Source organism: Devosia psychrophila, assembly GCF_000971275.1.
Lineage (GTDB): Bacteria > Pseudomonadota > Alphaproteobacteria > Rhizobiales > Devosiaceae > Devosia > Devosia psychrophila.
Genome location: NZ_LAPV01000072.1, coordinates 13,994 through 29,587, shown reverse-complemented (window position 1 = coordinate 29,587; position 15,594 = coordinate 13,994). Strand labels below are relative to the sequence as shown.

The window sequence follows — 15,594 nt, the reverse complement described above, 5'->3', positions numbered from 1 at the left end:
CCTCGGGCAGCCCGCGGTTCGTCCCGGCGGGCACACGAAGATCGTTCAAAAGACGGAATGGGTTAATCACTCAAGCTACTGGATAAATTCGAAAATTTAGCCAGATGTAGCAGGCCGAAATTAAGGACCCTCCACAGTGTTGTCCCAAAATGAGACTACTCCGAACGCAAAGATGGCACAATCGCGGCAACTCAAACGTGAAGATGTTGCACACCGATTTTACTTGGTTCGCAGAAGGCCTGCGGTTGACGCATAGTTGCCATGACTAGCGCACGGCGCATTGGGTAATCCGCCCAAGCAAGGGCAGCGAACCGAAGACCAAATTCCCAGGCCGAAGAGCATTGATGGGTGGAAGTGGTCAAATGCACCGACGATGAGTGGACCAGATGGTCACTCCCGGGCTGTGCCGCATTGCTGGGTTAGACTCGCCGGCTGATGCTGTCAGCCAGCAACAACCATCCACCATCGGCTGACCAACTGTTAAGCGGGGGCGTGGTTCCCAAAGCTGGGAGTGAGCGCCCCTATTGCATCGAACGGAGAGCGACGGCCGCCACTTGTGAGCCACCCAGGGCAGACTTCTGCAGCCAGCTTTTTGCGAGCTCGACGTCTCGAGACACCCCAATGCCCCCGGCATACAAAATTCCGATCTGGTACTGAGCCTCGGCATTTCCGAGCTCGGCACCCATGCGATAATATTGAGCCGCCTTCTCGAATGACACTGGCACGCCCGCGCCGAACATATAGGCTTGGGAAATGGCAACGATGGCCTCGATATTGCCAGCATTAGCCTGCGTGATGAGGATTTCGACGATCTCATCGAGCTTTGGGGCGGGGAGCGAGCCGCTGGAAAGCAGTCGGGCCAATTGCTTGATCGCCTCGGCATTGTTGGCGTTTGCCAAGGTGATGTAGTTCTCGATGGCGTTGACGCGAGCCTGTGGGTCGCTGCCCTGCTCGGCCAGATTGGCCTGCATGACCAGTGCCTTGGCGTCGCCGGCGGCCGCGGCCTCAGCTACGATACGCGACGCCTCGGTCAGGGCGGCCGGTGAGCCGGAACTCTCGAGCAATAAATTGGCAGCGCGCATGGTGTTGTCTGGATTGAGGGACGCGCTTTCGACGGCCAAGCGATCGGCCAGTTCGACATCGCCGGTCTGGTGGCTGGCATAGAGCAGTTCTGCCATTGCGATATAGGTCGAGCTTCGGCGAACTGCCGGGAGTCGATTTGCCCATTCAAGCGCCTCGTCGACATTTCGCTCGACGCCCTTGCCCGAGATCAGAGCGAGCGCGGTGGCCCGTCTGCCAGATTCCGAGCCAACTATAGCGGCCCAGCGATACCATTCGTAGGCCGTGGTCTCGTTCTTGACCACGTCAACTCCGCGGTCCTGGATCGTCGCCCAAGCCATGACAGCGCTGGACGAGCCCAACATAGCTTCGCTTCCCAGAACCATTCGAACCCGTTCGATGTCGTCGCCAAAACTATACTCGTTATTGACGATGGCCCGAGCGAGCAGCCGGATGGCCTCGCGGTTGCCCCGCGCGCTCATCTCAAGGAGTATGGGAAATCCGTAGTCGGGCAGACGCAAATCCCCCAACAGCGTCTTTTCGGCCAGAGCGAGCTTTTCCGTGTCCGAGAGGCCTCGCGCCTCCGCCAGGGGCGGCAGGCCGGCCGCTGTCACCATGTCTTGCGCCGGTGCGGCATGGGTCAGCATCATCAGGCTTAAGCTCGCGATCGACGCGACCCGAAAGATGTTCATTCGGATTTTCTCCAGTTGTAGCCGCGATCAATGGTCATTCAATTCTGCTTAACTTTAGCGGCACGGTCGAGCCACATCTGTGCTTGCTCGGAATCCTGGGTCACCCCGAGCCCGAGCTCCAGCACTACCGCATATTTCTCGAAAGCGTCGACATTGCCGGCCTGCGCCGCGGCCTCAAGCCATCGCGAGCTCTCTTCCATGGACCTGGTGACGCCAAGCCCCAGCGCATAGGCATTGGAGAGCAACATCATTGCCGAGGCATCGCCGTCATTGGCGGCCTTGGTGACCCATTCCATAGCGACTGATTGATAGCGCTCGTCTACCCTGGCGGCTTCGGTCAAAAGCTCGGAGACCAGCGAGGTTGCAAATGCGGTATCGGAACCTGCGACCGAGCGGATCTCCGCGATCACCGTTTCGAGGTCGGCCTGTTCAGCGCCGCCCTTAACGAGCAGACCCACCAAATCTGCCACCGCGCCATCGTCGCCGGCGGCTAGAGCTCTGGTCAGCCAGGATCGTGCTTGGGCGATGTCGGGAGAACCACCATCGCCTCGCAGCAAATGCCCGGCCAGTTGACGCATAGCTTCGGGCTCTCCGCCCAGCGCCGCGCGGTGCAGCAGGTCGAGGTTTTGTGTGTCGTCCTGAGCCTGAAGGACACCATCGCGGATATAGTCCGCCAATTCGAGCAAGGTGCCTGCATCGTCAGTATCGAGGGCAAGAGCCTTGGCCAGCAGCACGGATGGTGTGTCGCCATAGGCGCCGGTTTTGGTGAGCGCCGCGGCAAGGGACACGAGTTCCTTGGCATTGCAGCTGCCGATGGCGACCGCCTGATTGAGCAATTCCTCGCGATTTTTTTCACTCTCGGTGCGATCAGCCTTAATCAACAGCGCCGCCACGCTGTTCAAACCGACGGCCTGGTTCAGCCAATCCTGCGCGGACTTGCCCCCGCTCTCCTCCGACGTCAGGTCGAGTGAGGCCAGTCTCACCATGGCGGCGACATAGCCATTGCCTGCCGCACTCATGAGATACTGTATCCCCCGAGGGCGATCGACCACGGTTCCACCAACGCCATCGAGGTAGATCTTACCCAGCTCATAGGCGACCGAAGGATTGTGGCTGTCGGCTTGGTTGAGATATTCGAGCGCTGCGGCAACCTCGGTCGGACCCACGACGGATCGCGACAGTTCGAGCCGAGCCAGCGCCAGAAGCGCTTCATTGTGTCGGAGCTCGTTGCTAAGAGCATATTGGCGCCAACGATCTGCGGCCTGGGTGTCCACAGCAGTGCCCACACCATTGAGATAGGCTTCCGAGAGTAGGATCTGGCCTTCGACGTCGCCAGTGCGAGCCGCACGACGGACATCGCGGAAATATTGTTGCTCGCCGGTTTCTCCAGCAACGAGGGCGCGTTTGCCCACCGAAACAAGGGTGTCGCTATCGCCTGCAGCCGCAGCCCGGTTCCGCCACAGATCGGCGGTAGCGAGGTTCTGACTGACTGTGGTACCGCAAGCGTAAGCTCGCGCTAGCTCGGCCATTGCCGAAGCTTCGCCCAAGCTCGCGGCGGAGCGCACATAGGCGATAGGGTTTTCCGTGGTTTTGACACGCCCACTAGCGGTGAGCGCGTACATGGACAAGTAGGCATCAGCCTCGCCGAAATCTGCTGCCCGCCGGAAGGCGGCAAAGGCAGCGGGAAAGTTGGCCGCGCCGGCACTTCCGGTCTCCCACGCCTTGCCCAGCGCAATCAGCAGAGAGGGCGATGCATTGGGTGTTGCCGCGCCCGCGCGCAGATAGCGTATCTCCTCGACCGGATCGGACGCCCCGCCAAACTGGCCGGCCGCAATCTGGGCGAGGGTTTCGTAAGTTTTGCTTTCGCCATAGCTTGCGGCTCGTTCGAGCAGCTCGCGGGCCTCGACGCGCGACTTATCGGTCGGGTCCGAAAGCAAGAGATCGGCCGCCTGCACCATCGCCGAGACACGACCGTGTCCTGCGGCAAACTTGAACATTTCGAGCGCCTTGGCCCTGTCGAGATCGACGCCTTCGGCATTCAAAAAGGCTTGGCCCAAGGCTTTGGCAGCGTCGGCATCGCCAGTGCGAAACCCTGCTTCATACCAAGCGGCAGCCTTGGCGGAATCGTAGAAAGCCGATCCCTGATCGGCATAAGTATCGCCCAGACCCTCCAATTGGGAGCAGTCGCCAGCCACTAGGCGCTGATAACGCATCGAGAGGGCCAGCTGGAAGTAGCTGTTGGATGCGTCCGCCATTGGAGCAAGATCGGTGCGCTGCGCGTAGAGCTGGGCCAGGCGATAGACGGCTGAGATGTCTTGGGCGGCAGCTGCCTGTTTGAGATAGCGTTCGGCCAGGACATCGTCCTGGGGTACAACCCCGCCGCGCGAATAGATGGCACCCAGCCGAGCGATTGCTTCCACATCGCCGATATCGGCGCGCTGCTGCAAGGTTTGGATGCCCAGTTCAGGATCGTAGTAGCCCGAGGACTCATCGAGCAGTAGTTTTGACAATTCGAGGCTAGCGCGGCCGGCTTGCTGGAAATCGGACGCGGCCAAATACTGGAACAGCTTATAGGCGATCGCACGGTCGCGGACCACCGTCTCGGAGCCGACCGCAAAGATCGTAGCACTGCGCAGCATATCTTGCGGATCGGCGGGAGCCGTAGCGCCGTCCCAGCTCTTCCACACCTGATTCGGCTGTTGCACAGGCTCTGCCAGACAGGCGAAATTGGCATCGGGCGAGAACTCGATGACCGGAGACTGTGCAAAAGCGGGGACGATCAGCAATATCGTGCCCATAGCTGCGGAAAAAAGCTTGGTCCCAGTCCGTGCAAACATCGAAATCTCCCGTCAAAAAACCAGATGCGGCACGTTAAGACTGCGTGCGCTCGACGCTATTGGTGACGCGCACAGTTACTGAGTCACCGAAGACAAAAAACGAAGCAATCGTTTTTGCCTGCAGGGCAAACTGCGGAAAATTCTCTATCGTGGCGGCGCTGCCTTCCAGATAGAGGTCAATGACGACGGCATTGACGGCCCGTAGCGCTGACGCTTCGGCGGCAACGGGTTCGATCACCGTCACACGCTCGGCCAGCGCGGCAATGCTGACTGGCTCACCCGAGAGGTTGTAAAGCGCAATTGTTGCCTTGCTCGGATCCTCAGCGATCGCATCCTCAAAGACTGTCGGCACGGCGCCGGCCACTCCCGATACAGCGATCGAATAGACGGTTCCCGCCGTTACGGGCACGACAGCCACGTTCTCACCCGAGGTTATCTCGATCTCGCCGGACGTAACGACGGTATAGCCAGTGGCACCGGAGAGCCCGGTGGAAGCTGCAGTGCCGTCCACCGTCACGGCAAGGTCCGGCGTGCCCAGAGCGTCGATCACCCGGACAAAGGCTGCGTCTGCCGGAATATCGGGGCCGTAAATTGCCGCATCGTCATCTGCTCTTGCTGCGACGCTCACAAACCCGAGGGCTAGCAGCGTCCAAACCAGGCGCTTCATGCTAAAGATCTCCAATATTGGCAAAGGCTGCGGGAACGCTACACAGTTTTGCGGTCAGTGTGGATGGGGTCGGCGTTTCAACCGCCACTTCCAGCAGCGACGCTTCAAACTCGTCGTTCAATTGTAAGAAGTACCGGCCATCGCGAACGAAGCGAGAAAATTCACCGAGCGAGGCCGTGTAGTAATCGCCATCCGAATAGCGCAGCGTTACCGAGACGGGGGTATCCCCCATTTCAGGGCCGTCAATATAGAGGTAGAAGTCATCTCCGGTGATGGCGTCGGCTTCGCCAAAGCTCAAAACCTGGGTTTTGTCACCAACATTGACTTGTCCGGAGGAGGCAATTGTCTCGTCTTCCGCGCACGGTCCGTAAATCGCCGGCAGGAGCTGGGGCACGGCAGAGAAGAGCTCGAGGTTGATGTTGTAGTATGAGGGCGCTTCCCAAACGATAGCCGGAGGCGGCACCTCGACAAAATTGCGGGAGAATACCAAGCTGGCAAGCGATCCAACAAATTCAGCGCCGTCGATCGCATAATTGGCGACCTCCAGCGAACTCTCTTGAGAGATGAAGTCGGCGAAATGGAACTGGCCGGCACTGAAACTTGAGCCGACGAGGGCGATCGCGGGCGTTTTAGCGGTTAGGCCCAATAGATCATCGGCTGTCGCCGCGGCCCGGGTGGTTGCGTAGCTCACGTCCATTTCGGCGGGGATTTCGGCGCCGCAGCGGCGCTGGATCTCAAAACCCATCGGCGACTTGCGCGCGACGTCCCCGGTTTGCTCGGTCGTGAAGGCATAGGTGGAAAGAGAGGCCACGCTTGGCAGTGCTGCGAGGGCATCTGCCACCGCAGCCGCGGCGGCATGGGCTCCGGTCGTGGTCCAATGGTGGTCCCGCAGGTAATAAAAATTGTCCCACAGATCATCGGCCTCGACCTTGGCCAGAAGGTCCACGACTGTCACGCCGGCGCCCCGCAGTTGCTCGATATAACGCTTGAATTCGCCAAGCGCGAAGGTGCGATCGTAGAGGGCCTGATCCAGGTTCGTGTCATCCAGATACTGATACTGAACCAAACCCCGCGGCGGCAGGGGCACGAAGACAAGATCGGTGCCTCTGACGCGCAAGGCGGCAACCAGTTGCTGGAAACTGTGTTGGGCCTCGGGGGTGAGCTCGAAGAATTCCTCGAGGTCGGTATCGCGCCTAAAGAACAGACCAGCCTTGCCGGGGACCACGTCAAAAGCGGCCTCTTCATTGCTTGGACGAAAGTCGCAGGTGAAGGGCGTTGCAGCTGCCGCGACGTTAGAGGCTGCCAGCACCGTAGGTTGGGCCAGTAGACTTTGCCCCAGTGCCAGCGCCAGGGCGATCAGGGACAGCCGCGCCGTGTGCTTCAGGTCAGACATTGGTGACCTCCATAGAGATGTGATGGTTAGTGGGCACTGTGGTTTCATTCATCGTCAAATCCAGCCTCGGCCTCGCTTGCCGAGAGCAACCCGAGGCGCACAAGCATCTTTTTGGATTGATTGTGGTTGGCATGGGCGGCCTGGGTTAGCAGCTCGATTGCGGCCGGATCAGATATCGATCCGTCGGGCTGCAGCGATTCCAGCGCCAGCCGATAGAGCGCGGAGGGATTTGCCAGATCGGCGGCCTTGCGCAGCCATTGTGCCGCCAGTTCGGCGTCACGAGGTCCGGCCGCTCCTTCGTCAAAGACGCGGAACAGGTCGAACACGGCATCGCTCGATTGGGCAGCTGCTGCCCTTTCGAGCCAGGCGATTGCGTGATCGCGGCTTTGGGGCGTTCCAAAGCCACTGAGCAGGGAGACCCCGACAATGCGCATGGCCTCGACATCACCGCGACTTGCAGCTTGAAGAGCATGGGCAAAGGCCTCCCTTGGCTTAGCCGGCCCTGCAATAACCGAGGAGTTGAGCGCGGCGAGCCGGATTTGGGCATCGACCCCCCCAGCCAGGCTGGCTTGGGTCAGCCATTGCTCGGAGGCTCTGGCATCACGATCGACGCCTGAACCCCACATATAAAGATCACCCAGCGCCAGCTTGGCAGAATTGCTGCCAGCTGCAGCGGCCGCCAGATAATGCCGCGCCGCTTTGGCCAGGTCGGGCTTGCCCAGGGCGCCGGAGCGATAGAGATCGGCTAGGCCCGAATTGGCGCCGGAATTGCGAGGGGCGGCGACCAGCGCCTGAGTGAACAGCTCGAGCGCCTTCTGCGGCTCGGCCGGCAAATAAACGCCCTCGGCATAGAGCTCGGCCAATCCGACGCTGGCTTCAATTTCTCCGGCGCCGATGCCGCGAGTGTAGATATTGAGGCCAGTCTCGACGTCCTTGGCCGTGCCTCGGCCCATAATGTAAGCGTCGCCAAGCATGCGGACCACGCCGGGCAGGCGCTGGGCCGATAACTCCTTGAGCAGGGTGACGGCCTCGGCCTGGTCTTCGGGCTTTTCCGAATCCAGCAGCGCGTCGGCCAGGACAAGGCGCTCGGCGGGATCGGAAGAAACTTCCTCACGCGCGATCTCGAGATAGTGGTCTGCCTTGTCGAGTGCCTGTTGACCGGCTTCACCGGTCGTGAACAACCGACGCAACAGCAGTGCCCCAGCTGTGGTTAGTGGTTCGTCCTTGTTTTGGAGCAAAGCGACCGCTTCGGCATCACGCCCGACCGAGGCCAGGAACGTGGCATAGCGCAACCCTGCGCCCTTAAGGCCCGCATCGATGGCATCAGTATAGACCTGCTCGGCGGTGGCCAGACCGGCAGCACCACCAAATTGGACATGTAGTTTTGCAAGGGCATCCACCGACGTCAGATCGCCCGCGGCGATGGCTTTGGAATACCAGAGGGTCGCCTTGAGCGGATTGAAGGACAACCAAGTTGCCTGGGCATACGCGTTGGCAATGGTAACCTGGGCGGTAATGCTGCCGGCTGCGGCGGCCTTCTCCCACCACGGCAGAGCCAAGCGCTGCTTGGCGGGATCGGTACTGGCGACATATTGTTCGGCGATGCGGGACATGGCGCTGATTGAATTGCCGCCTTGAACAGCGCGCTCGTACCACTTGAGAGCCTCGTCGGGGTCGCTTTGTACCCCGAGCCCCTGCACATAGTAATCGCCCAGAGTCACGGCCCCGCTCACGCTGCCGCTGGAGGCAATGAGCTGCAGGCTGTCGAAGGCGGCACGCAGGTTGTCTTGTGTCTGCAATGATGGATCTGCCAGGATCAGTTCTGCGTAGCGCAGCACGCCGTCCTTGCTCCCCCGATCAAGGGCCCGCTTGAACAATTGGAGAGCTCGCTCGCCATCCACTGCGACGCCGTCTCCGTCACGGAATTTGCCGCCTAGTTCCAGCAAATCGGTAATACTGGGCGTAGTTTCAGCCATCAGCTCATCGAACAGTTTTGCTGCAGCCCGATTTCGGTCCTGGGGCGAGGTACTGGCCTGGTTGGCCAGCAGCAATTCGCCGGCCACGTCACCCAGTTCAACGAGTCGGTCCAACCAGAGGGCGTTGAGCTCGTCACTGACTTCCAATTCCCCAGTCGAATGGGCAACGGCCAAGGCACGGGCCGCTTCGACCGAACCGCGTTGCGCTGCTAGGTCGAAGAGCCGGACGGCCTCTTGGCGATCACTGGCGACGCTGCTTTCGGCACGGATGCTCGCCATCCAGTAAAGTGCGCGTTCATTGCCCCCCTCGTAGGCAAAGCCATAGAGACTGAGCGCCTTGTCGATGTCGTGTGCCGGTCCAGTTCGGCGGTAATACTCGGCCAGCTCAAAAGCGGCTTCATTGTCTTGGCTGGCAACACGCGCTTCCAGCATGGAGAAGGCTAACCTTTCAAAGCGCGCCGATTGCTCTGGATCGCTTTGTCGATGATAGTCGGCGAGGGCGAAGGCGGCAGCCGCATCCCCCAGGCGTAGCGCCAGCAGCAGGGCATCTGCACCCTCCTGTTCCCGGCCCGAGACCTGAAGGAACTCGGAACCCAGGATCATTCCGGCCTCAGCCTCGCCTGCGGCAAATTCCTGCTGCAGCAATTCGATTGCGCGGTCAAAATCGACCTGTCCGCCCTCGCCTGCCAACAGCATCTTTGCCAAAGCGAGTTTGGCGCCTGCGGGTGGCACGCCTGCTGTCGCGACGGCCTTTTCCAGGGCGGCACGGGCCAGGTCGTAGTGGGGAACCAGAAGCGGATTGCCCGGAAATGCCAGAATGCCGGCCCGCTGTTCGTTAGCGAACTTGACCAGCGCGGTGGGATCCATGCTTTCCAGTTCAGCCGCGGCTGCGGTCGAGGTCGCGACTGCGCTTACGTCCTGGGCCGCGATCACGGCTGGACTTAAGAGCAAAAGAACGACAGCCAGCACACTTGGCTTGAGGCGTAGGGCCCTGTTCATTCTGGTTGTCCCCAAAAACATGTTGCGTTTCCGCCGGCAAATTCGTCGATTAACGGGCGCTCATCGATGCCCAGCCGTTGCAGCGCCTCGGCCGTGCGCTGCTGACCCAGACCTGCTGGCGGCTGCGCGGCCAGCGCTTCCATGAAGGCCAGGTAATGCCGGCCATTGCCCCGTGCTTGGAGAAATCCGTAGTCCTGGCTACGGAAATCGATACTTGGGCCTGGTATGTAGTTTTGCCCGGCATAGGCGTTAACCAGAACTGGGTTGTGGATGCCATTGAGCAAAAAGCCCATCATCGTCCAGATGGTCACTTGATCGACCTTTTCGGCATAAAGGCCGTTCCCCTGACCCTTGGCCACTTCGGCCATAACGGTGAGGCTCGACAAAAGCTGCCGGGTGTACCAAAGCGCCCTTGACCCTCGGCGGGTTTCCAATGGGACACTGCCGTCGGGGCGCGCCTCAGCCAAGGTCGCCAAGTAGCGATCCATCCCTTTGGCTACCAGTTGCGCGTCGCCGATGACCGCTCCCCAGACCATCAAAGCGCTGTCGGCCAGATCGCGATGATTGTTGAGATCGACTTCGCCGGCAAAGAGGTGATCGACCCGGCGAACCAAAGGATCGATCCAATCGACAAGTTGCTTGTTGTCTTCGACATCGAGCTGGGGCCTGATGATCGAGTAGCTCACGGCCACCGGCAGCATGACGCGCTTGAGGGCATAGTAGGCGTCTTGCACTTCTTGGGTGGCCTCAAAGGCGTTGGCCGCCGACCAGGTGAGGAGGAGCTGGCCCAGCATGTCCGTTGCGGCATCGTCTCCGGCAAGCGCCCTTCCGCCAAGCACCATCACTGCCCAGTTGAAGTCATTGGCGGCCCGATCGGTGCCATAGCCTTCGGTCGCCGCCAGGGCGTCTATAACGGGAAGGTTCAGCCAAGCCGGGTCGGCCGCAACAGCCAAGCAGGCCTCCTTGATCGATGCAAATTCAGGAGCCTGCAATTGTGACATTCGCTCGTTCACGTCAAAGAGACCGCCCAAGCGGGCTTCGGCCGCGTTGACGGCACTGCAGGCGCTTGCAAGGGCGATGGCAGCGAGCGTGGAGCGACCGAGGTTCATTGGTGGCTCACTGCTGCCTGAGGGGCCGCTGCCGCCGCGCTGTGCTGAGCCGTGCATGCCGCTGCCGGCTGCTGGCTAAATGCCAGTTCCTGGCCGTCGCCCAGAAAGATGCCCAGGTCGCGGAATGGGCAGACATAAGCGGGCCGAGCAGGCAGGCAGCTTTTTGACACTATGGCCCTGCCCCCTTCCCCGCCGATGAGAAAGCTCTCTAGCCCCTTGGCATCGCCCGCAACCAACGGACCGTTCTGGGCCTGAAAGTTGTTTCCGAAGATGCCATAGCCGGAAACGCCATTGACCTTTAGACCAGACCCATTGCCCGCTATGTCGTTATCGGCCATGGCGAAGGAAGCGACGGCCACATAGGGATCCATAACGAAGTCGCGGCTTTCGCTGGTTTCTTCAATTCGGGCCGTGTAGGACTCGAGCCCAGCCTCGGCATTGTTGCTGATTGCATTGTTGTAGATGCCGATGTCCCAACTGTTGCGCACCTTGATCCCGGCGCGCCCATTGTTGAAGAAATCGTTGCCCACGATGAGGTTGCAGGAACTTTCAAAGAGGGTCAGACCGTCCTGATGGTTGGCGAAAGCGACATTGCCGTAAATCAGCGTGCCGGTACTGTCGCGATCGAGCATCAGGCCAGAGCCGTGATTGTCGAAGGAGACATTGCCAACGATCCAACTATTGTCGACCTCACGTGAGACAATGATGCCGTGCTTGTTCTGCGTGCCGTAGGTCGTATTGAGGCCGATCACGAGGCGGTGTGAACGGTCATGGGGGTCGATGGCATAGACGACGTTGTCATCATACTGATTGCCGACCAGATAAACGTCGTCGGCTTCATAAGAATAGAAGCCGTATTCGAAGTTGCGGAAGACGTTGTCGACAACGGTCCCGGTGGGATTGGGAGCGTCGGGTTGATTGGCCAGCAGGTCCTTAGGCCCTGCCGAAAAGGCCAGTCCAAAAGACTTTGGCGCGGCATAGCCCAGCGCGTTAAAGGTTGACCCGCCCATGTTGATGGTCGAGCCGCTCCAGCCCACAAAGAACGGCCGGAAGACGCCGGCGCTAGCTTTGGTTGCCGGGCGCGGCGCAAGGGTGGCCTCATCCCAGGACTGGACGGTGGTATCGAGCACGTAGAGCTTGCCGGCCACTGCAATGAACGCGCCAGAAGTCGCGCTCAAATTGTAGGTCGAGGCTTCTTGACCGCTCAGGATAAGGGTTGCGTGTTCGCCAACAATGACCGGAGCCCGCAACGTCACGACACCGCCGTCGCGCTGAACCAGGGCAAAGCCGGCTGTATCGATCAACTCGTCGACCAGTTGGCCAAGCGTATAGACGCCCGATTCAACGACGATTACCCGAGGCTGCAGTTCACCTTGAGCTGTGGCCGCGACCTGCATTCCGGTGTTCCCACTCGGCAAGTCTTCGAGAAACTTGCCATTATAGGGGCTAAGGTTAGCCAGCGTCACTGAGACATTGCCGGCAACCGGTGTCGGCATTTCGCGTCGCAGATCGGCGACGCCGCGGCCAAGGTCGGGGTAGCCATAGCCATCAACGGCGTGGAGACCTCCTGGCAGCGCCAGCGCCTCGAACCGTCCATTGGAATAGAGCGACTGGTTAGCGGTCGTCACTACGGCACCGACCTGTTGGGGAATGGCACGCGTATTTGTGCTCTCGCCCGCTCCCTGGCCATGGCCATAGACGTCCAGCCGGTCGAGTTGCCCCTCGGCAATGGCGCGGAAAGTTGTGACGCGAAGCCGGTCGTTGGCAAAGGCACGCACACGGTCGACGACCTGCTCAAGCACTTGGGGATCTTGTGAGAGCGAGACCAGGCCTTCAGCAATTTGATCGTCGATTTCGCTGCTGGCCGGCAGCGCGGTCAGCAAGACAAGAGCGGCTTCGCTTTCGGAGGCTGCCGACAGGTTTTGGCTCAGCAATGCCAAGGCCTTGGCCCGCAAGGTCTGGTCTGCAATATCATCGGCGAGTTTTTGAGCAGCGTCAAAATCGCCGGCAAAGGCAATGCTGCCCACGATATCGACCGTCAGTTCCCAGCGTTGCTTTTCGGTCTCTGCGGTCTCGGCCAGCGCCAGTGCCAGGTCATTGGACTGAGTGACAACGCCTTCCACTTTGGATTCCACGCCAGTCTTGGCGATGCTGAGATAGGCTTGCACGCCGTAGTCGAGATCGACGATGTCGGCTGCGAGGGCCAGAGCGTCTTCGAATTGGCCTCCACGCGAATAGGCTCGTGCCAGTTGCGCTTGCACTCGACCGCGATTTTTGGGGTCGGTGACGGTTTGGAGCGCCGCCAGGCCTGCCTCGATATTGCCGGCTTTGACCTCGGCTTGCGCGATACCCGAGAGCGCATAGTCAATGTCCTCTTCCGCAACGAGGCTGTCGAAAACGGTCTTGGCTTCCGCAATTTGTGCATTGTCTGCCAGCGCCTTGGAGAGTCGGCGCAAGGCATGTTGGACCTGTGTGCGGTCCGCTAGCTGGCCAAAAAACTCCATAGACAGGTCGAGTTTGTCAGTGGCTATCGTGGCTTCAATCGCCTGCCCAAGGGCTGCGTCCCGCTGAATGCCCGTTAAGCCGGCAATAACTGCGCCGCCTCGGGCAATTGCGTCGCTGGCCATTTGAGCCAGACCTGCCTCATCGAGGGCGGCGGCCAACGCGAACTCAATGCTGGCCAGACTGGGCCCATCTGGCAGGTAGTCGGTCAGTGCAATCACATCGAACAGCCGATCGGTCTCAAGGCGGTTGGCTATCAGTTGCGAGATAGCTCTGATCTGCGCGTCATTGTCTGCATAGGCGGTCGCCAGGATGGGGAAAAGAGACAAGTCACTGCTCTCAAGCGCTGCCTGCAGCACGCTATTGAGTGCGTTGGTCCGCAGATCGTCTTGCTCAGGGTCGATCGCCGAAGCCAGCTTAAGGGCTAGAGCGCGATCACCATTGCTGAGGGCAGCTTGCGCGGCACTAGCAAGATCATCGGGAGACGCCTTGCTCAGCTCACCATCAAGCGATTGCCGGGCGATGGCATAGCGGGCAAAGCCGCGGGCGCGCGCCGGCCAGATTTCGGCAATTGTCTGGTTGGATAGGTTGCCGGCTGCCTCTCCATCAAAGGAGGCGGCGGCAAGCGCGATCCCGGCCAATGCGCTGCTGCGCGCCTCTAGCTCGTCTATCGACTTAGCTTCCAGCGTTGCAGTCTGCAGCAAAGGCAGTGCGGACTGGGTGCTCGATGAGGCCTCGAGCATGGCATATTCAATATAAGCGCTGACGCGCAGGGGCGCGCTTTCGATGCCGGCAATGAGGCTTTCGATTTCAACACGCCGACCTGTCGGGTCGCCGCCCGCCGACAGTATGCGGTAGAGGCTAGACAAAGCGAGGGAGCGCAGATCGTCGGCCGAGGCGCCCTCGGTGGCCAGGTCGGCGATAGCTGCATTAACGACCACGCCATCCTCGGAGTCCGAGGCTTCGCCCAGCATTTTGAGGTAAACGATGCGGTCTAGGGCCACCAGGTAATGGTCCAGCTTATCGGCATCATTGCCGGCTTGATCAGCGGCCAAGACGGAGGCGCCAATTTCGGTGACCATGTCGGTGATGAGACCAGAGGTCCCATCCTGCGCAAACGAACTGGCAAAGGGGAGCAAGAGCACACAACTGGCCAGTGCCAGCACCGTGTTTTTCAGCTTGGTCCGAGCGCCAGAAACCCGCTCGCCAAGCGATGCCACAAAAACCGACCTCATGACGGCAGCAAGCCCCCGAACCAGTTCCCGAAACGACCCAGTGTGTTGTTAACGGTCGAGCTGATCAGATTGTTTCGGATAAAGCGGACGACGACCGGCCGATCGACCTGAAGGGCGACTTGGGGTGCCGGCACATCAAGACGGACCTCGACGAGGTCGCCTGGTTCGGCAGCGGAGGCGTCAACGACTGGTAACTGGGCGAGCTGAACGCCGCGGATGACGGTGCCGTCGTAAAGCTCAACCTCGGCGGTGACGCCGCGATAGAGATCCATAACGTTCTCGCGGCGCACCCAAGCCTGGACATAGGGCACTGGGTCGTTCGAGCGCAAAGTGGCAATCTGGTCGCCCGGAGCGACATTGGATCCGATCGAGGCCTGAACGGAGGCGACGGTGCAATCACAGGGCGAAAAGAGCGTCGCGGTGGTTTCGGAAGGCAGCATGATGGTCGCGACCATCTGGCCGCGGGCTACCACCCCACTGACGACATTGGTCAGCACACCAGAATTGGGCGTCAGCAGCGGAACGCTATCGAGCGTAACGGCAGCAGATTCGGTCGGGATCACATTGAGGCGCTGGGCGATTGAGCCACCAACAAAAGCCACCAGGCCAACACTGATCGCGGTCACCAGGGCTAGCCGAAGTGCCTGTCCAAGAACGAACATGGGCGAGCGATCCGTCCCTGTGGCGGCAGCGTTGGCCTTGGGTCCGGCTGGCTCGTCTTGGCGCCGGCTGACATCGAGGATTTCGCCAGCCGTCACGATCTCGCCAGCCAGGTAGGCGTCGAGGATGTAGCGGAATAGGCGAAGCCGTGCTGCATCGACATTTATGTAGCGGAACTCCATGGTTTCGGGATCGCTGCCGCGTTCGGAGACGGCATCGAGGGACACGATGAAATCATAGCCATCAAAGGGGAAAACCAGTTTGAGGTTATAGTTCCGGTCGGGCAGGAAGGCGGCGTTTTCTGCCGCGATGGACAGTCCCGCGACGGACCAGTCCGACACCGAATAGAGACGGTCACCGATGGCGCAAGTCAGAGGCAAACGATACCGGGCGTGCTGCCGCTGAACGTCGGCCTCGAACTTGATGAATTCTTTATTCATGGCATTGATCCTATCTGCGGGGCCG

Annotated in this window: 8 protein-coding genes; all 8 read right to left on the bottom strand. The window is 60.4% G+C overall.

All coding sequences use genetic code 11. The features are described 5' to 3' along the window. Positions 1–521: 521 nt before the first annotated feature. The 8 genes from WH91_RS05710 to WH91_RS05675 are packed head-to-tail and all read right to left on the bottom strand — an operon-like array spanning position 522 to position 15,569. A complete protein-coding gene (locus WH91_RS05710) occupies positions 522–1,751 on the bottom strand; it encodes a tetratricopeptide repeat protein (RefSeq protein WP_046170033.1) in 1,230 nt (409 codons plus the stop codon). A 38-nt stretch (positions 1,752–1,789) separates the two neighbouring features. After that, complete coding sequence (locus WH91_RS05705) at positions 1,790–4,588, bottom strand: tetratricopeptide repeat protein (RefSeq protein ID WP_046170032.1); 2,799 nt, start codon at positions 4,586–4,588, stop codon at positions 1,790–1,792. Positions 4,589–4,622: 34 nt separating this feature from the next. Continuing rightward, on the bottom strand, positions 4,623–5,255 hold the full coding sequence (locus WH91_RS05700) for an alginate O-acetyltransferase AlgF (protein WP_046170031.1): 633 nt from the start codon (positions 5,253–5,255) through the stop codon (positions 4,623–4,625). A 1-nt stretch (position 5,256) separates the two neighbouring features. Continuing rightward, positions 5,257–6,648 carry an alginate O-acetyltransferase AlgX-related protein gene (locus WH91_RS05695; protein WP_046170030.1) on the bottom strand — a complete coding sequence of 464 codons (1,392 nt, stop codon included), beginning with the start codon at positions 6,646–6,648 and terminating at the stop codon, positions 5,257–5,259. Between the two features lie 44 nt (positions 6,649–6,692). Next, on the bottom strand, positions 6,693–9,623 hold the full coding sequence (locus WH91_RS05690) for a tetratricopeptide repeat protein (protein ID WP_046170029.1): 2,931 nt from the start codon (positions 9,621–9,623) through the stop codon (positions 6,693–6,695). After that, entirely contained in the window at positions 9,620–10,732 is a 1,113-nt protein-coding gene (locus WH91_RS05685; RefSeq protein ID WP_046170028.1) for an alginate lyase family protein, read from the bottom strand. Before WH91_RS05685 ends, WH91_RS05690 begins: the two co-directional genes overlap by 4 nt. Continuing rightward, positions 10,729–14,469, bottom strand: a complete 3,741-nt coding sequence (locus WH91_RS05680; protein WP_052952619.1) for a NosD domain-containing protein — start codon at positions 14,467–14,469, stop codon at positions 10,729–10,731. Before WH91_RS05680 ends, WH91_RS05685 begins: the two co-directional genes overlap by 4 nt. Continuing rightward, complete coding sequence (locus WH91_RS05675) at positions 14,466–15,569, bottom strand: efflux RND transporter periplasmic adaptor subunit (RefSeq protein ID WP_046170027.1); 1,104 nt, start codon at positions 15,567–15,569, stop codon at positions 14,466–14,468. The genes WH91_RS05680 and WH91_RS05675 overlap by 4 nt, the downstream gene beginning before the upstream one ends. Positions 15,570–15,594: the final 25 nt, after the last annotated feature.